The following is an 18,381-nucleotide window of genomic DNA, read 5'->3' as shown; positions in this document are numbered from 1 at the left end:
AGTATTTGTCTATCACCCACAACGAAAAATTAGTAGTCTAAAGCTATCTAAATGGTAGGATAGGTGACTTGAATATTCTGGTTAGAAATACATGAGTTCTCAAAGTCGCCTGCTTGCAAAAGTTAAGCGACTGATAGCTAAGGCAAAATAAGCAAGGAGCGATCGCAGCACTAAACTGAGGTGGTAGATATGGAAGAATTTTTGGAAGAGTTGCTGACCGAACAGGAGAGCTTATTGTTAGAGCCTTTTATCACAAATTCAGATCGTGCTGTTTTTGGTTTGCGGAATTTGCCGGAAGTTGTTAAGGGTGCATTGTTCTCGCGCTACAGCCGTAGTGATAAAAGTTTACGCCGTATCTTACTAGATGAGTTTATCAAAGCACCGGAAGCTAGTTTTACTCGTATCGTTGGTGGAGGATCTGAAAATAACGCTGATCAATTAGTGGCGATTCAACAAGCAGAGGCTTTTTATGATCGCGTCTTGATTGGTTATGGTGATGACTCAGTCGCAGAATTAGGAGGCGCACACCTTGCTTGTGAAGGAATTAGTAATATTGCAGCTAAAGTTCTAGAGGACAGTCGCTTAGGAATTTCCCCGCTAGAAAAGTCAACCAGATACGTTCCATTTAATCGCAAAATCAACGGACGCTACCGCTACTATCGCGAACCGTCGATTATGGTATCAAGCCATGCAGAGCGTTATGAGGCAACATTAGATCATTTATTCGATACGTATACTGAGTTAATTGAGCCTCTTTTAATTTGGGTACAAGCTCGTACTCCCAGAGATACTACTACTTCTGAGCGGGCATATAACAGTGCCACAAGGGCTAAAACTTTTGACTTGTTGCGTGGTTTACTGCCAATGGCAACTCTAACTAATGTTGGGTTGTTTGGCAATGGACGAGCATTTGAGTATTTGCTAGTCAAACTTGCTGCTTCACCTCACCAAGAAGTGCGTACTCTTGGAGTTTCTATGCAACAAGAACTAGATCAAATCATACCTTCATTTGTCAAGCGTGCCAAAACTGAACGGGGCGCTCAATTTGCCCGTTATTTATCAAGAAATTGGGAACACACAGAATTACTTACACAAAAACATTTAGGACAAATTGAGCCAGGATCAAGCTCTACTGTTCAATTAGTTGAGTATGATCCAGATGCAGAAGTCAAGGTTGTTGCAGCGATTCTTTATCCTCACACTGATTTGACATTTGAGCAAATCAAAGCATACGTCACTGCTTTATCAACTCAAGAGCGAGTTGAGATTATCAATACCTATGTAGGCGATCGCTCCTCACGCTTCCATCGTCCTGGACGCGCTTTTGAAGAAACTTATTACACCTTTGATGTGCTGGCTGATCTTGGTGCGTATCGTGATCTGCATCGACATCGTGTTCTCACACAAGAACGTCAACACTACTGTGTTCGTCATGGGTATGTAGTTCCACCAGAACTAGAAGAAGCGAACCTAAGCCAAAGTTACTGTAAAGCTTTGGAATATGCAGCCGAAACAACTGAGTTGATTAGCTCATATTTACCAGATGCAGCACAATATGTTGTACCCTTTGCCTATCGAGTACGTTGGCGAATAAAGTTGAATCTACGTGAAGTTTATCACCTTGTTGAATTACGCAGTTCGCGACAAGGACATCCTTCCTACCGCATAGTTGCTCAAGAAATATATCGACTTATTAATGTTGTTCACCCAACATTATTGGCTAACATGTATTTCGTAGATCTAAATGACTATGCTTTAGAGCGATTAGCGGCGGAGCAGAGAATTGATACAAAATTGCAGCAACTAAATCAAAACCAAGCTTCGAGTAACTAGCTTACCCGTTTTTCTCATGATTATCTGTAACGATCGCGCATTCTGGGCGCGATCGCACTTCAATTAGAGAATTTATTTTCTTTACATTTTTTAACTTTATTGTTACTATTCTTAATATAAATGCAATTATCCCCTTTATTCATTCAGGAAATACTTATGCGTACAAACGGTGCAATCGTTGATGACCAAGGAAAAATGAACAACTTTGCGATCGAACCAAAGGTTTATGTAGATGAACAAGGCGATCGCACTGGGTTCACTCCTTACGCTGAAGTCCTCAATAGTCGTCTAGCAATGATTGGCTTTGTGTCTCTGATTGCATTTGAAGTGTTCACAGGACACGGTGTGTTTGATATTTTTGCCAACTTCTAAACAATCAAGTCGTCACTGCGTGTCTATACATTAGACCTCTGAGAAAAAAACGTAGAGACGCGAAATTTCGCGTCTCTACAAAGATTTTGGGTAAAGCACAATTAATTTCACCAGATGTCTATTTACACCCATAAAAAAAGCGATCGCAATTTTTGATTTAGGTGAATACAAGCGATCGCGTTACATCTGGCGTCTATATTCTTCTAACAACTGCGGAATATAATCGTACCCATCCACACCAATTACAGAAATTATTTTCGAGCGATTTTGCTGCAATGCATTTTGAAAAGCTTCTACTCCAAGTTGCTCTTGTAATCTTGTTAATAATTTCGCTACTTTTAGCCACTCTTGGGAAGCAATTTGGTTTAACAAATACATTCCCAAAGAACCTGTGTAAATCGCTCTGGCAAAATTTGCCAAGTTATAATTTGCTTCACCTAAATTAGCTAAATTTAATCCTTGGAGATATAAATCACCAGATATCTGTGCGGTTTGAAAGCCTTCTTCTAAATTTTTAATAGCGTTTTGTGAATCTCCAATTACTAAATAAGCAATTCCTAAACTACTTAAACACAAAGCTTTACTTTGCACATCGCCTAATTGTTCTGATAGTTTTAAACCTTGCTGCAAATAGTTAATTGGCATTTCATAGGTTTCAGGTTCTATTTGCTCTTGTTGTTGAGCTTGCATGACTTCGCTGTAACCCAAGTTTACTAGAGCATAGGCTTCTCCTGTTCTGTCCCCTGTTTGCCGACTCATGATTAATGCTCTTTGACTGTAATCTATTGCTTCTGCATATCTTTGCTCTTGCACATAAGTACGGCTAAGATGGTTGAGATTCGCGATTTCACAGGGGCGATCGCCTGCATGACGAGCAATCTCTAAAGCTTGTTGATGAAAGTTAATTGATCTGTCATATTGTCCCAAAGCTCGTTGTGAATAACCCAAAATTGTTAATATCCTGGCTTTTTCTTGCGTACCTTCGACTCTCCGCAATGGTTCATCCAGATAGTTCAAGGTATCGCGCAAGTAACTACCAGAAAAAGAAGCAAAGATGCCACCATAGAAGGGAAAATACTGAGCCTGAGCCAATGTCCGCAAAATTTGTAACATCACCTGCGAGGCTGCATTACTGTAGGTGATATTTTCACTAAAACCACTAGCCAGTTGACTCCAGATGACTGCAAAGGTCAAATGTGTAGAAATAGAAAGCTTTGATCCAGCTTTGACATTGTAAGGCTGTTGGTCAAACCAGTAGACTAATCCCCGTTGTAAGTATTGGAAAATGATTGTAATTTCTACCCAATCTCTGAGGCTAATCTGACGGTACTGTCTGGCAAAATCAATGGCAGATTCCTCTTTTGCAAAGGCGCGAAACAGTGCATGGGGTAACTCGCTTTGTAGTTGTTTAGCCCAAGTAGCCCAAGGGCCGCTTTCGCCTGGGATACCCCCAAAACCCAAGGATTCACGATTTTGCTCATACATCCAGCTAACTAAATGGTCTTGTAGTCGCTGCCAAGATGCAATTCCACGGGTAATACCTTCTGAAATTTGCTGTAAATCAGAATCTGGTTGAGCAAACTGTTGTAAAGTTTTTGACAATTGTTGAAGCTGTTGTAAGTTCAGGCGATACTGACTATTGGGATCAGTGACACGTAAAAAAGTAGCTAATTGTTCTCCGGGCGATGCTGTGGTAATTTCTTTAACTGCGGTTGCTGTAGTTTCTGTGGCTTTGTTTTGTTCTTCAACCCGTTGCCATTGAGTTTGAATTGTCTTGATTGCCCTTAAACTGCGGGTAGCTTTGGCTTTTTTGAGTTCGTCTTTTTCATTGTCCACTTGCTGCTGAATGTTATTGAGGCGATCGCTCAACGCCAATTCAAAAATTTCCCCCGTTCCAGCCGTTACACCTTTGAGCAACATTTGATATACTTGCTCAACAGAACTGATCTTGCCCTTGAGGGTAGTTTCCACAATTTCATCAACTAAAGCGAGGTAGCGATCGCGAAGAGACATAGAATCAGACACTTTCCCAACCAAGACACACTATGTCAATTCTAATTGTTGCCTGAGCCTGAGTGCAGAATTTGACATTCCCCAGCCCTGGCGGGGATTCTCGGTTCACAGTCAATCTTGCTCTGATTGACCCTTGTCTTCCTTCCAACGTCCCGCCTTCTTCACAGCTTCAGCCAACAGATACTCGATCTGTGCATTTACGCTTCTTAGTTCATCTGCCGACCATTTCTCTAGCATCTCGTAAAGTCTCTCATCTAGACGTAACAAAAATCGTTTTTTTTGTCCCATTTCTTAGTTATAAAGCGTTCCAGCATTGATAACAGGTTGGGCGGTTTGCTCAGAGGTGAGAACAACCAACAAGTTATTAATCATAGAAGCTTTGCGCTCGTCATCCAAATCAACCATTTGTTCTTGACTGAGACGATTCAACGCTTCATTCACCATTCCCACTGCACCCTCAACAATCTGCCGTCGTGCATCAATTAAGGCTTTTGCTTGCTGTCGTCGCAGCATCATTTGAGCAATTTCTGGTGCATAAGCAAGATGTGAGAGCCGTGCTTCAATCACTTCTACACCCGTTACTTCCAAACGGGCTTGGAGTTCTTTTTGCAGAGCGTGAGCAATTTCATCAGGAATTCCTCGCAGCGAAGGAGTTTCTGTTTCATCTGGACTGTCGTAGGGATAGCGAATGGCTAAAGAGCGAATGGCGGTTTCACTTTGAATAGCGACAAATTCTTCATAATCATCCACTGCAAACTTTGATTTAGCTGAATCAAAAACCTGCCAGACGACAACCGCCGCAATTTCGATGGGACTTCCTTCAGCATCATTAACTTTGATGATTTTGCTGTTAAAGTTGCGAACCCGCAGCGAAATTTTTTGCTTGCGAGCAAAGGGATTTGTCCACCAAAAGCCAGATGAGCGAACTGTTCCTATGTATTTCCCAAACAGCACCAACACCACCGCTTGATTCGGCTCAACACTAAAGAAGCCCGACAGTGAGGGGATGACAACAATGAGGAGTGTGGCAACTAACCAAGCAACAAGCTCTGCAACGCTATCCTCACCACCGATAAAATCAGTAACCTTCAAACCTCTTGCTAGTAAAGCTTCTAGCCCCTGTACACGAGACCAAAGATACCACCCTCCCACCAGCGTGAGCGCGACTACCACAGCCAACATGATGAAGCCGTTGACCTTAAACGCTGGAAATTCCTTGATTTTCTCTTCCATAGTTTTTATAAACCAAAACTTATATCAAAATGATATCACTATAGTATCAAAAATACCAAGATGCTCATTATATCAGTAAAAATCATATTATTTTTGTATAATTTTAAATTATTGGAGCGAAGTTCAAAGCTTTTAAATATGGATCGAAAATGGCTCTGTGCCTCTTATGTATGCCAATACAGACATCAGTTAGATAATCTTGTCACTGGCATTAATTTCTCTATTGAGAGTATTACTTAATACATATTTAATTGTGTTTAATAATTCCTCAAGAGTGTAGGGCTTCAATAAAAATGCCCCGACGTTGATACCATTAGCTTCTAAAATTTGACGGTTGGATGCAAGTCCACTGATGGCAATCACCTTAACAGAAGAATTCATTTGTTGTAGAACGCGAATAGCGTTTAACCCATCTATCCATGGCATTTGGATATCCATCAACACAAGGCGAATTTCATTTTGGTGTTGGGCGTAGAGTGAAAATGCCTCAACGCCATCACGAGCAATTAGAGTTGTATAGTTGTACTCTTCGAGCGAGGTTTTGGTAATCTCTCGAATTGATGCTTCATCATCCACAACCAAAATTAATTCGCCATTACCTTTTGGTATTTGCGAGTGATCATCTCCCTGTGTTGCGGCTTGTTCACTCGTTGGCAAAAATACCTTAAATTGGCTCCCTTTGCCCACTTGGCTATACAAGTTTACAAAACCATCGTGGTTTTTAATGATACCAATAACTGTGGAAAGTCCTAATCCCGTCCCTTTACCTGGTTCTTTGGTTGTGAAAAAGGGTTCAAAAATTCGCTCCGATAACTCTTTTGGGATACCGCATCCTGTATCTGAGACGGTAATCACCACGTAGTTACCTATTTTGGCTTCCAGATTCATCTTCGCATAGTTTTCATCAACGAAGAAGTTTTCAGCCGCAATACTGAGAGTACCTCCTTGGGGCATGGCATCACGAGCATTTACACATAAATTCATCAACACCTGATGTATTTGGGTGGAATCTGCGAAAACTGTAGAAAGGGGTTGTGATACTTCGGTGTAGATTTCAATTGACTTGGGAAATGTGCTTTTGACAATCCGCTCAAGTTCGTTGATCAGGTGTTTTATTTGTAGAGGAATCCGCTTACCTTCTGCTCCCCGTGCAAAAGACAGAATTTGCTTGACTAGTTCTGCACCACGTTTGGAGTTATCTTCTAATACTTTGAATAGTTGGCGATTTTTATCATCTAAATTGGGAAGTTTCAGTGGTAGCAGTTGAGCAACTGTCAGAATTGGCGACAGAATATTATTCATGTCATGGGCTATACCACTTGCTAGGGTGCCGAGGCTCTCTAGCCGTTGCGCCTGATAAAATTGGACTTCGAGTTGCTTTTTCTCAGTAATGTCAGAGTTAACAGTGAGAATAAATTTTGGTTGTCCTGTGTAATCTCGTACTAGTGTCCAACGGCTTTGGACAATGACTTTTTTACCATCTTTTGTAGTATGTTCCAGTTCACCTTGCCATTTACCCTGATCCACCAAAGTCTTCATGGCTGATTCAATTTGAGGTAAAGTCTCCTCAAAAAAAATTTCATTCGCTTTTTTGCCCAGTACTTCTGAACTTTGCCAACCGTAAAGGCGTTCAGCACCTTGGTTCCAGAAGAAAATGTTGTGTTGTAAATCGCGAACAAAAATGGCGTCCGATGCAATATCAAGTAATGCAGCTTGTTCACAGATTTTCTGTTCTGCTTGTTTGCGATCGCTAATATCAGTGTTCACAGCTGTAATGATCCAGCAATCTCTTACTTGATCACGACGAGAGGTATAAGTGCTAGCAATCCAGCGTATAGAACCATCCCGATGACAAAATCGATACTCTATCTTCGTTGCTCCTTCAGCAAAGAAATACTCAAAAAGTGGTAATATTACTGTTTTTCGGTCTTCTGGTAGTACTCGCGACAGCCAGAGATGTTTATCTGCCATGAATTCTTGAGGAGTGTAGCCGTAGATGGTTTCACAGCCTGTAGAAAAATATTCATACTCCCAATCTCGATTGGCAAAAACTCGAAAACTGATAATGGCAGCGATCGCACTGTTAATGATATCGCTTAGTTTGGCTTGTGCTTGCTCAAGTTCAGCAGTTCGTTCCGATACTCGTCTTTCTAATTGATCATGAGCAGCTTGCAATCGCTGTTCTATTTGTTTGCGATCGCTGATATCTTGAACAACGCAAATAAAATATTTTGGCTCACCAGAGGCTTTGCGAACAAGGGAAACAGTCAAATTAATCCAAATCAGGGTTTTATCTTTACGGACATAACGCTTTTCGATTGAGTAGGTTGGAATTTCCCCAGTCAACAAAAGACAAATATACTCCAAATCAATATTGAGATCATCGGGGTGTGTTAAGTCTTGAAAAGTTAGCCGATTTAGTTCTTCATGGCTATAACCCACAATCTTACAAAGCTTCTGGTTTACTAGTAACCACTGTCCATCTAGTCCAACGTGAGCGATACCAACTGCTGCTTGGTTGAATGTAGCCCGGAATAATCCTTCACTCTCCTCTAGTTGTCCCGCTAGGCTAGTTTTTTCTAAGACATTTTGAATAGTGATACTGAGACCGACTGTTGTTGTATGGCTTTTAACTAAATAATCAGCAGCACCTTTTTTCATCGCTTGTACTGCTATTTGTTCATTTCCCTGACCCGTTAACATAATAACTGGAAGATTTTTTTCACCTAACTGAGTGTTCAGGTGTGTTAAAAATTCCAGTCCATCCATGTCTGGCAGCAAATAATCCAGTAAAATCACATCAGGAAGTTGCTGCTGACATAATTGAAGTCCCTCTTCCCCAGTATCCGCTTCTAAAATATTGTATGTGTGTTGCTTGTCTTGCAATAGGTAGCGACGGTAGATTGCTCGGTCTTCTAGACAGTCGTCAACAAGCAAAATTTTTCTTGTCAATTCAGTCACAGACTTCAACAATATATTCACAAAAATACTCGGTAGTCGTTGACTTCGCTTTGAGATAATTTTTTGCCTTTTATAAATTACCTGGAAAACTGCACTTAGAGTTTACATACTTTAAGATGATTTACATAAGTTTATTTAGCTTCAAGCAGTCATGGCAGGTTATAAATCTAATTTCTGACAAAGAGATTGGTCAATAATCGCTTTTAACCACAAAATAATTGACCCTAGAAGCGTTAAAATATTAAGAAATATTAAATAATGCTCCCACTATACTCATGCAATGCGTTGTGAATCGCCGCGCTCAGTTTTCGGCCAGCCATCGCTATTGGTTGCCAGAATTGAGTGAAGCTGAGAATTTAGAGAAATTTGGTGTTTGCTCTCGCTTTCCAGGACATGGACACAATTATGTCTTATTTGTCTCCCTAATTGGGGAATTAGATAAATATGGCATGGTGCTGAACTTGTCTGATGTCAAACATGTGATTAAGCAAGAAGTAACTAGCCAACTAGACTTTTCCTATCTCAACGATGTGTGGGCAGAATTTCAACAAATTTTGCCTACGACAGAAAATATTGCAAGGGTGATTTGGCAAAAGCTAGCACCCCATTTACCTCTAGTCCGTGTGCAGCTATTTGAAAATCCTGAACTTTGGGCAGACTATATGGGAAACGGAATGGAAGCTTATCTCAGTGTCAGTACTCACTTTAGCGCTGCTCACAGGCTAGCGCATCCAGATCTTAGCGATCAAGATAACTTCGAGATTTATGGTAAGTGTGCGCGTCCCAACGGTCACGGACACAACTATCATTTAGAAGTAACAGTGAAAGGCGAAATAGATCCACGTACTGGCATGATTGTGGATTTAGGTGCATTAAATCAAGTCATAGAAGACTATGTGGTTGAGCCATTTGATCACACTTTCTTGAACAAAGATATTCCCTATTTTTCAGAAGTTGTACCTACTGCTGAAAATATTGCACTTCACATCAGTAATTTGTTGCGATCGCCTATTGAGAAATTGGGAGCCAAACTTTATAAAGTCAAATTAATTGAAAGTCCAAATAATTCTTGTGAAATTTACTGCACTGATACAGAATCCAATTCTGTAAATATTGCCGAAACTCAGCCAGTTTTAGCACGTATTTAATTAAAAGTTCGTAGTAAGGACTTTAGTCCTTGAATATATAAGCACTAAAGTGCTTACTACGAACTTGAGTACGCAAATAGTGATAAATTTTCCAGGCGATTAGTCCGAAAACGAGATTAAACCAGAGGCGACTAAGTATAAACCACAGGATATGAAGTTCAAAAAACTGTGTGTAACTCAAAGAATTGAGAATTCTGATCAACAGAAATAACCCAAAAAGTGCATTACCACCCAACATTAGAGCAAATAATACCAAACCCCTCTGCCAAAAACGCTGCTGTGGTGTGTAACCACTAATTAAAGTCATGGTTGGTATTCCTTGTACTTTTCGCAGTAAATATTCGAGTCGCCAAAACATCCACAACAAAAAGGGAAACAAACCATAGCTGAGGAAAGACAACGGTTGGGGATAACGCCAAGCAGTAGATAGAACATTGACTATGGCATGACAAATTACAGAATTGAGCCAAGCTTGGGTAATATTTGGGTGAAATTGGCGTAAGCTAGTCTTATTTTTTAAAGATAATGCTATGGCATAACCCCAGGGTGCAGAGAACATAGCGTGAACTGGTGTTGCGATCGCTCGTTCTAAAGTCGATGCTGTATCGTTAACAAAATAAATCCAGTTTTCTTCGGCGGTAAATCCCAGAGCAACAGTTATGGTAGAGATAAAGATTGTACTGGGGCGTAAGCGATATTGACGACGCTGAAAATACCAACCTAGAGCCACAACTATTGCTAACTTACAACCTTCTTCTATCGGCCCTACTTCTAGTAATTGTCGTAGGGCGACACCTGTAAGAGTATGACTAATTTGTCGCCAAGCTGCAAAGGAGTTGAGTTGTGTTTCCACAAGCCACTCTAAACTCAATGCTATGAAACCAGATATTCCCCCAAAGACAAAAAATAACAACAGTCGCAGTAAAGATGGGCTATTAGAAAAGCGCCAATAATAGAAAACCAGAAGCAACAAAGGGGGTGCGACTGCCCAGAGAAATAAAGATAGATCAGCCATTTACTGGTATCGTGGCTGGTGCCAATGTTGAAGTTCGACGAGCCGGAAAATTTATCTTGGCAATGAATGTTCTCGATAAAGATGAATTATAAAACAAATTAAAGCCCTTATTCGTAATGATAACGGCAAGCGAGAAAATCAATTTGAGTATTTCCCACCCGATATATAAGCCGATGTTCTAAGTCGATTCGCCGTGACCAGATATCTGCATCCAAATACTTTAATGGTTCTGGTTTACCGATCCCCTCAAAGGGATTTTGCATCACAGTCGTCACCAAATCCAAAATTTTTGATGCTTTCTGAAAATCTTGCTTGAACCACCAAGCCAAATCTTCTTTAAACCTAGAACTAAAACCAGGACTGCGATTAACTACAACTGGCTTAATTTCCTCGCTTTCAGCTTTCTTTTTCTTCTTCTTGCTCAATTCCCAATTCCTGCTGAAGTTCTGCGATAGTTTGAGGTTGAATCTTTCCCGTTTTCGATTCTTCCATAGCATCTAATAACCGACGTGCATTCGCAGGAGAGCGCAAAAGATAAACTGTTTCCACCAAACTTACCAAATCTGACTCAGCAATCAAGGCTACATTCTCACTATCACGACGATTGATGATATACACCTGATGATTTTGTACAACTAGGTCTAACAACTTGAAAAAGTCATTTCTCGCATCAGTTGGGGATGTGATTTCGTAAGAAAACATTAGTTTATGTACGTGTTTCTGTACATTTATTATAAAACTTTGTGGGTACGAGTAGACAACGACTTTTTAACTCGTGTCCCACAAGTAAAACAATCTTGACTCGTGTAGTGGTATACCCCTACTCCCCAAGGAACTGAGCAATAATAGTGCGATGACGGGGACTGTTGCGAGTAATCGTAGGAGTTTGGAAACCCGCCTCTACTATTGCTTGCTCAATATCCAAACTGAAGTATTCATCTAAATATGGCTCGGTACTTTTGAGCAGCGTCAAAATATAGGGAGGCATTTTTTGATAAGCTTCAGCTTTGGGATTCATATCCATGATTGTCAAATGTCCACCAGGGCGCAGCAAACGTCTTGCTTCAGCAAAAATTTGCCGAGTTGGTGACTGGGGTAATTCGTGACACATCAAAAAAATGGAGATTAAATCAAAACAAGAGTCTGGAAAACCTGTTGATTCAGCAGCTGCGTGAACCCAATTGATTTGGCGTTGCTGCTGTTGCGATCGATAGTTGGCAACTGCTAAGAAGTAAGGAGATAAGTCTACACCAGTGATTTGAGCTTGGGGGTACATGTCTTGTAAGGCAAAAGTACTCATACCCACACTGCACCCCAAGTCGAGAATATCTTGTGGTGGGGTGAGAATTTGCTGCTTGAGGATATCATGGTAACTTTGACGTAGCTGGCTATCACCTTGTACTCCTGCACCAGCCCAGATGGTAGCGTGAACTGCGTAAGCAGCAACTTCAACTTCTAGAGCTGCATCCCAGCTGAGATTACCTTTGTCGTAGGCGTGAAATGAAGTGACGTAGTATTCTGGGTATTTGAGTTGGGGATTTTGTACTTTTGCTAGTTCGCTTTCCCAATTGTGCGATCGCAGTACCTGTACTTGTTTTCTCCAAGGTACTCCAATTTTCTCTGCCCGTTTAATCATCATTTGACGGGCTTGGTGTTTGGCAAGGTTGTACACTGGTTTAATTGCCAGTATTCCATTTACCAAGTGCGAAGCAAAGTTTGGAGTATTATTTACAGCCGTGTTCATCAGTAAAGTTGCTCAAATAGTCTGCTTTGTGTTGCAATCAGCCGAAAAATAAATTTCCAGTTCAAAGCTTAAACCCATTAAACTGGGTTAAAACCTCAGCCAGTCGGTTAAAAACCGACTTTAGCTTTCAGCCCAAATTTTAATTTCGGGCTAGGTGCAAGATATAAGTTTATTTGTGGATCATAAACCCCAAAGCGTTGCAAACTCTCAATTGCAAAAAACTTTAATTCTGCGGGAATTTTCGCACTTGATACTCAGATAACTCTACTATTTGAGACTGAAATCCTAATTCTTGATTAAATTTTTGATCAATAGCATCTATTTCAGCTTGAGAGATTGCTTTCCATTGTTCCCTTGTTGCCCATTGCACTATTAAAATAACCTCACTTGTGTCATGGGGATTAATCCAAACTTCTTTCCCCAGGAAACCAGGATAACCAGCAAGTGCTGCTGTCCAAATTTCGGCGTCCTTTTGGATGTATTGTTCTCGGTGTTCAGGTGGTACTTTCACCCGCAGTAGTTCGATAATCACTCCTTTGAATCCCTATGTACGTTTGTCAGAATAGAGCTATAGTCTAGAGTAATTATCCTTGCAGCATTGGTTAATGGCTAGATGCAAAAGTAAGGTTCTTGTTTCTAGTGAGATTAAAGATTAATAGGAATGAGGTATGGACAGCAACAACTGGATGCAGCAGTTATTAATGCTTGGTATTGGTACAACATCCTTGGTCGCAGAGAAAATGAAACAAGTCAGCGATCAGTTAGTCAAGGATGGTAAACTCGATCCTGATCAAGCTAAAGCAGTAATGGATGATATGGTAGACCAGTTAAAATCTGAACAAGGTAACTGGGAAGTTAACATGCAACGGCAAATGCGAAATATGATGCAAGATTTGGGCGTTGCGCGTCAATCAGAAGTGGATGAATTACGAGGTAGAATTGACCGATTGGAGCGTCAGATACGAGATTTAGAAAATAAACTCTGGCGCTAAAGGCTGAATTGCTAATGGTTAATGGTGCAATTAAAAATTAAGAATTTAGCAAATAGGCTAAGTAGAACAGCGTAAATAATTAAAGGTTTGTAGTGAGGACTTTAGTCCTCAAATAAGGACTAAAGTCCTTACTACGAACTAGATTCCAGTAATTTTACATTAATTCACATAGTTTGTTTTTTTCAAATCGTTCTACTTATCTAAATTTCAAAATCTAAAATCTAAAATTTCCTCTCGGTATGCTTTCTGGTTTAAATTGAGTTTTATCCTACTGATTATGCTAAATTTTCAAACAGGCTAAGTAGGGAGGGCTGATTTTGAAAGCAATTTTACTCAGCGTGGGTTTCATGCTGGTCTGTGTCGTGGTTTTGGTACTAGCGCAAATTGGCGGTGGGAAACAAGAGTCTGCGATCGCTGTCCAACTCAAAGACGACACACCAGCACCCACTACAATGATTGAGAACAATACTTTGATTGCGAGCGATTTTATGGCTGATGCTAACTCTGATGCTAACGTCGTTACTACCCCTTCTGGGTTGAAGTACATTGAGTTAGAAGAGGGGAGTGGAGCGACTCCTCAACCAGGACAAACAGTTACAGTTCACTACACTGGTACCCTGGAAAACGGTAAAAAATTTGATAGTTCACGCGATCGCAACCAACCTTTCAAATTTAAAATTGGTCAAGGACAAGTGATCAAAGGTTGGGATGAAGGACTCAGTACTATGAAAGTCGGTGGTCGTCGTCAGTTAATCATTCCCCCTGAATTAGGTTATGGCGCTCGTGGTGCTGGCGGTGTCATTCCTCCTAACGCTACCCTGATTTTTGATGTGGAATTATTGAAAGTTAGTTAATTGTTGGTGGTTGGTTGTTGGTTTTAAGTACCGAACAACTAACCACTAACCACCAATAAGATTTGAGAAATATCAACGCTATTTACCTTGCCCGCTATTTCTATCAAAGTAGCACTATTTCCTCAGTACAGAGTACATTACATACTGTAGTACTGCTTTGATTTTCTATGTAATTTCTGATTGTCAAGAACTACCAGCCTTTATAGAAACTAGAGTTTGTGAAGCTTTACAGTTTGTACTTAGTGATTTCATAACATGGTCTACGCTTGAACTTAATCAAAGCACTCAAAGAACTATACGTATTCGATCTTTATTAAATTAACCACTAACAATTAATAATTTGGTTTAGCTAAATTTTTGAACTTCGTAAATTGTGGATCAAATAAAAGTTTGATCGTTCCAGTTGGGCCATTTCGATGTTTGGTAATATTAACTTCTGCAATACCTCGATCAGGAGTGTCGGGGTTATAATATTCATCTCTGTACAACATGATTACTAAATCTGCGTCTTGTTCAATCGATCCGCTTTCTCTCAAATCAGACATCATGGGGCGTTTATTTGTCCGCGCTTCTACTCCTCGACTCAACTGAGATAAAGCGATGACTGGAACTGATAACTCACGAGCTAAACCTTTAATACTACGAGTAATTCTCGATAATTCTTGCACACGATTGTCACCTCCTCCTTCCATTAATTGCAAGTAATCTATAATAATTAATCCTAAATCTGAACCAACTTCGGCTTGCAAACGTCGCGCTTGAGAACGCATTTCTGTAACTGTAATATTCGGCGTATCATCAATAAAAATTGGCATTTCTGAAAGCAGGCCAATTGCACGACTTAAAGGTTCCCATTGAGCTTGACTGATGCGTCCACTCCGCAAATAACCAGATTCTATTTCTGCTTCACTCGCGATTAATCGCTGTACCAATTGTTCTTTAGACATTTCTAAACTAAAAATCGCAACTGGTAGTTTATATAAAGCAGCGACATTATAACCAAGGTTCAAGCAGAAGGCCGTTTTTCCCATTGACGGTCTCCCAGCAACAATGATTAAATCAGAACGCTGAAAGCCGCTAGTCATGGCGTCTAAATCATAAAATCCACAGGGAATACCTGGTAATGAAACACCTTGATGACGAGTTTCTATTTCTTCAAAAGCATTAACCAAACTATCAGAAATGTGAACTAAACCAGACTGGGGACGTTCTTGAGTAACGGCGAATATTTTTTGTTCTGCTTGATCGAGAATTACTGGTAATTCGCTTTCTGTTTGATAACCTAATTGCACAATTTCATTACCAGCTTTGATTAATTGACGCCGCATATATTTTTCCATCACCAATGAGGCTAAGGCGTCAATATTAATAGCTGAAACTGTACGATCAACTAAGGAAGCTAATTTATTTCTACCACCCACACGATGCAATAAGTCATTATCAGCTAACCAACTGGTTACTGACAATAAATCTGTTGGTTTACCTTGACTATGCAGAACGACAGCAGCTTTATAGATATCTTTATGGGCGTTAATATAAAAAGAATCTGCAACTAAGCGATCGCTCACCCGACTAATTGCTTCCGGGTCGAGCAAAATTCCTCCCAATATCGCTTCTTCTACCTCAATATTTTGCGGAGGTAAGCGATCGCTACCTATTGCTTGAAAATTTAGTTCTTCAGACATATAAAATTTTTAGATATTAGATTAATGTGACTATATTCTCTTATAGTCCAAAAATTTTTGACCTGTTGAATGCACAAAGACGTTGCAATGCAACGTCTTCACAGCAAAAAATATATTTCGCAGTTACCAGCGATAACTGATAACTGATAACTGATAATTGTCCACTGATGTTAGTTAGCTACAACTTGAATGTTAACTTTTGCTGTGACTTCAGTGTGTAGCTTAATTTCTGCTTCGTAAGTACCCAACCTGCTAATATCAGGTATAGAAATACCACGGCGATCCACTTCTAAGCCGGTGGTTTGTTGGATAACATCAGCTACATCTTGGCTGGTGACAGTACCAAAAATAGCTTCTTTTTCACCAGCTTGTTTGGCGATACTGAAGCTACCAGCGTTTTCTAATGTTGCTTTTTGCTCTTGTGCTTGTTGCTTCAGTTCTAATTGTCGTTGGCGTTCCACTTCCCGACGGCGTTCTACTTGTTTGAGAATACCAGGAGTGGCAAAAGTTGCCATACTTTTAGGAAGTAAATAATTACGAGCATAGCCGGGAGCTACCTCTACTAAATCGCCGGATTTACCCAACTTGCTGACATCTTGAGTTAAAACTAACTGTACGCGTTTCGCCATTGTTTTTCTTTTTTCTGTTGTTGCCTTTAAAATCTCAATCTCTTGGGGTTTGAGCAAGATAGTTCACAAATGTGTAGCTTGATCCCCAATAAGCTTTTGCTTATAGCCAATAAGCCTACAGATCCTAGCGAAATGCAGGGTGCGATCGCAACCCATAACTGTGAAAAAGTCATTTGTCATTTGTCATTGGTCGTTTGTCATTTGTCGTTTGTCATTCAGTATTAATTAAACGCGAGTTTGACAAGTTCTCGTTTGACCTCTTCCCTGACTAATGACCATTGTACAGACGCGATTTATCGCATCTGTACTAAAATCTATCTTTCATTCCCCGTAGACGTGCAAAGGTTTGTATCGGATCATGGCTGTTAACTGCTGATTGTAATGCTGGCTGTTCCCAACGCAAAAAGGGATTTGTCAGCTTTTCAACTCCTAAGAGTGAAGGAACTGTTGGTTCTCCTCTGCTGCGGTAGGTTTTCACTTGTTCGTAACGAGTTTGTAAATCAGGGTTATTACTGTCTACAGTCAGAGCAAATTGTAAATTTTTTAAGGTGTATTCGTGGGCGCACCACACCCGCGTAGAATTAGGTAAAGAACGTAATTGACTCAGCGAGTCTACCATCTGTGTGGGTGTACCTTCAAATAAGCGACCACATCCACCCGCAAATAGAGTATCGCCACAAAATAATTCTCCGATTTCGTCTGCATTCTGGGGAGGAAAATAATAGGCGATGTGAGCGCGGGTATGTCCGGGTACAAAGATCACTTCGCCGATTCTGTCTGCAAACTGGACGCGATCGCCTGGGTGCAAAAATATTTGTTGACCAGGAATTCTACCCCGGTCCTCTATTCCACCATATATTTTTATTTGTGGAAATTTTTGTAGCAATTCTTGATTACCACCGATGTGATCTAAATGATGGTGTGTATTAAAAATTGCTACGAGTTCTACTTGTAGTTCATGAAGTTTTGTTAAAACTGGTTTTGCTTCGGCGGGATCGACAACAGCGGCGATATTTTGTTGGCGATCGCACAACAGAAAGATGTAATTATCTGAAAGTGCTTCTACCCGGATTACTTCCATTAACTTTGCTTCCTTCACGCTTCGATCCTATACCTAACAAAAGCTTGAGGCGAACAGCACAAGCTATATAAAGTATTAAGATTTCTGTCATTATAGCCCGAATAATCTTTAAAAAACGGAAATCAACAACCGTAATTTTACGGTATTTAGTTTTTTCAATAGAAACAATAGATCAATTTATCAGTAGAATTTCTCAGGGTAGAAAACCAAAGAAAAAGTTAAATTTATCTTGGTTGTTTTGCGTAGTCAAAACATAAAAATATTTTTGCTCAAGCAGAATCAATATTTGCTTTTATCTATTAATATTCATAGTTTGCTATGAGATTAATGACTGTCTTCAATTGATTAAAAATAGAGCAAAAATTTAAATAATTTTGCATCTGCCACAAAAAAATGAATCACAATTCCATCTACCAAACTCTTCAAAATAAATCTGAATTAACAGTGGAAGCAATTGTCAATCGGATTATTACAACAGGAGAGATGAGTCCTCAAGATCATGCATTACTCACATCTCATGTATTTACAAACGGTAAAATCGATGAAAGAGGACGCCGCCAAATAAATCGTATTTTTGACTATATACAAACAGGGCGTTTGAAATTAGTTCATTGGTAGCTAATACGTAAGATTATTTCATTCTTTGCTGACTAGACAAGAATTAAATAACCATGCAATTGTGATTGTTTAAGGATTTTTCGTCATAATTTTGGGCATGTAGAGACGCGATATATCGCGTCTCTACAGGGTTTCAATATCAATAGATTTGTCTTACCCAAGAAGTATTGAATAACCTTGGGCATAATTAACCCTGAATCAAG

The 18,381-nt window shown here is 40.0% G+C and carries 17 protein-coding genes; 6 read left to right on the top strand and 11 right to left on the bottom strand.

Features of this window, described 5'->3' with window-relative positions; translation table 11 throughout:
- Positions 1–189 precede the first annotated feature (189 nt).
- Entirely contained in the window at positions 190–1,833 is a 1,644-nt protein-coding gene (locus B4U84_RS07045; RefSeq protein ID WP_131116441.1) for an FAD-dependent thymidylate synthase, read from the top strand.
- A 156-nt stretch (positions 1,834–1,989) separates the two neighbouring features.
- On the top strand, positions 1,990–2,205 hold the full coding sequence (locus B4U84_RS07040) for a CAB/ELIP/HLIP family chlorophyll-binding protein (protein WP_017308864.1): 216 nt from the start codon (positions 1,990–1,992) through the stop codon (positions 2,203–2,205).
- Positions 2,206–2,385: 180 nt separating this feature from the next.
- Here the strand turns inward: B4U84_RS07040 and B4U84_RS07035 are convergent, their stop codons facing one another.
- The 3 genes from B4U84_RS07035 to B4U84_RS07025 form a co-directional block, all read right to left on the bottom strand.
- On the bottom strand, positions 2,386–4,218 hold the full coding sequence (locus tag B4U84_RS07035) for a tetratricopeptide repeat protein (RefSeq protein WP_131118767.1): 1,833 nt from the start codon (positions 4,216–4,218) through the stop codon (positions 2,386–2,388).
- A gap of 291 nt (positions 4,219–4,509) precedes the next feature.
- The gene (locus B4U84_RS07030; protein ID WP_131116438.1) at positions 4,510–5,451 is read right to left on the bottom strand and encodes an SPFH domain-containing protein; all 942 of its coding nucleotides are present in this window, start codon (positions 5,449–5,451) and stop codon (positions 4,510–4,512) included.
- A gap of 189 nt (positions 5,452–5,640) precedes the next feature.
- Positions 5,641–8,412: a PAS domain S-box protein gene (locus tag B4U84_RS07025; RefSeq protein ID WP_131118765.1), complete on the bottom strand. Its 2,772-nt coding sequence runs from the start codon at positions 8,410–8,412 to the stop codon at positions 5,641–5,643.
- 275 nt (positions 8,413–8,687) lie between these two features.
- On the opposite strand from B4U84_RS07025, the gene B4U84_RS07020 reads away from it, so the two are divergent.
- Positions 8,688–9,560 carry a 6-carboxytetrahydropterin synthase gene (locus B4U84_RS07020; RefSeq protein ID WP_131116435.1) on the top strand — a complete coding sequence of 291 codons (873 nt, stop codon included), beginning with the start codon at positions 8,688–8,690 and terminating at the stop codon, positions 9,558–9,560.
- Positions 9,561–9,582: 22 nt separating this feature from the next.
- On the opposite strand, the gene B4U84_RS07015 is transcribed toward B4U84_RS07020, so the two are convergent.
- From B4U84_RS07015 to B4U84_RS06990, 5 genes are all read right to left on the bottom strand, one after another.
- Positions 9,583–10,575 carry a PrsW family intramembrane metalloprotease gene (locus tag B4U84_RS07015; RefSeq protein WP_131116432.1) on the bottom strand — a complete coding sequence of 331 codons (993 nt, stop codon included), beginning with the start codon at positions 10,573–10,575 and terminating at the stop codon, positions 9,583–9,585.
- A 107-nt stretch (positions 10,576–10,682) separates the two neighbouring features.
- Positions 10,683–11,000: a Txe/YoeB family addiction module toxin gene (locus B4U84_RS07010; protein WP_017308858.1), complete on the bottom strand. Its 318-nt coding sequence runs from the start codon at positions 10,998–11,000 to the stop codon at positions 10,683–10,685.
- Complete coding sequence (locus B4U84_RS07005) at positions 10,972–11,277, bottom strand: type II toxin-antitoxin system Phd/YefM family antitoxin (protein WP_044450721.1); 306 nt, start codon at positions 11,275–11,277, stop codon at positions 10,972–10,974. Before B4U84_RS07005 ends, B4U84_RS07010 begins: the two co-directional genes overlap by 29 nt.
- 118 nt (positions 11,278–11,395) lie before the next feature.
- A complete protein-coding gene (locus B4U84_RS06995) occupies positions 11,396–12,319 on the bottom strand; it encodes a class I SAM-dependent methyltransferase (RefSeq protein WP_044450719.1) in 924 nt (307 codons plus the stop codon).
- Between the two features lie 223 nt (positions 12,320–12,542).
- On the bottom strand, positions 12,543–12,851 hold the full coding sequence (locus tag B4U84_RS06990; protein WP_017308855.1) for a TIGR03792 family protein: 309 nt from the start codon (positions 12,849–12,851) through the stop codon (positions 12,543–12,545).
- A 136-nt stretch (positions 12,852–12,987) separates the two neighbouring features.
- On the opposite strand from B4U84_RS06990, the gene B4U84_RS06985 reads away from it, so the two are divergent.
- Positions 12,988–13,311 carry a phasin family protein gene (locus B4U84_RS06985; protein ID WP_044450716.1) on the top strand — a complete coding sequence of 108 codons (324 nt, stop codon included), beginning with the start codon at positions 12,988–12,990 and terminating at the stop codon, positions 13,309–13,311.
- Positions 13,312–13,628: 317 nt separating this feature from the next.
- Positions 13,629–14,165: an FKBP-type peptidyl-prolyl cis-trans isomerase gene (locus B4U84_RS06980; protein WP_044450715.1), complete on the top strand. Its 537-nt coding sequence runs from the start codon at positions 13,629–13,631 to the stop codon at positions 14,163–14,165.
- Between the two features lie 332 nt (positions 14,166–14,497).
- Here B4U84_RS06980 and dnaB read toward each other — a convergent pair whose 3' ends face one another.
- From dnaB to gloB, 3 genes are all read right to left on the bottom strand, one after another.
- Positions 14,498–15,850 (bottom strand): replicative DNA helicase, encoded by a 1,353-nt coding sequence (gene dnaB, locus B4U84_RS06975; protein WP_017308852.1) that lies wholly within the window; start codon positions 15,848–15,850, stop codon positions 14,498–14,500.
- Between the two features lie 170 nt (positions 15,851–16,020).
- A complete protein-coding gene (gene rplI / locus B4U84_RS06970; RefSeq protein ID WP_044450784.1) occupies positions 16,021–16,479 on the bottom strand; it encodes a 50S ribosomal protein L9 in 459 nt (152 codons plus the stop codon).
- A gap of 307 nt (positions 16,480–16,786) precedes the next feature.
- Positions 16,787–17,560: a hydroxyacylglutathione hydrolase gene (gene gloB, locus B4U84_RS06965; RefSeq protein ID WP_131118763.1), complete on the bottom strand. Its 774-nt coding sequence runs from the start codon at positions 17,558–17,560 to the stop codon at positions 16,787–16,789.
- Positions 17,561–17,953: 393 nt separating this feature from the next.
- Between gloB and B4U84_RS06960 the strand changes: the two genes are divergently transcribed.
- Complete coding sequence (locus B4U84_RS06960; protein ID WP_131116429.1) at positions 17,954–18,178, top strand: hypothetical protein; 225 nt, start codon at positions 17,954–17,956, stop codon at positions 18,176–18,178.
- Positions 18,179–18,381: the final 203 nt, after the last annotated feature.

Source organism: Westiellopsis prolifica IICB1 (assembly GCF_004323185.1).
Lineage (GTDB): Bacteria > Cyanobacteriota > Cyanobacteriia > Cyanobacteriales > Nostocaceae > Pelatocladus > Pelatocladus prolificus_A.
Note: the sequence above shows the minus strand (reverse complement) of the source record. Positions and strands in the feature narration are given on the sequence as shown.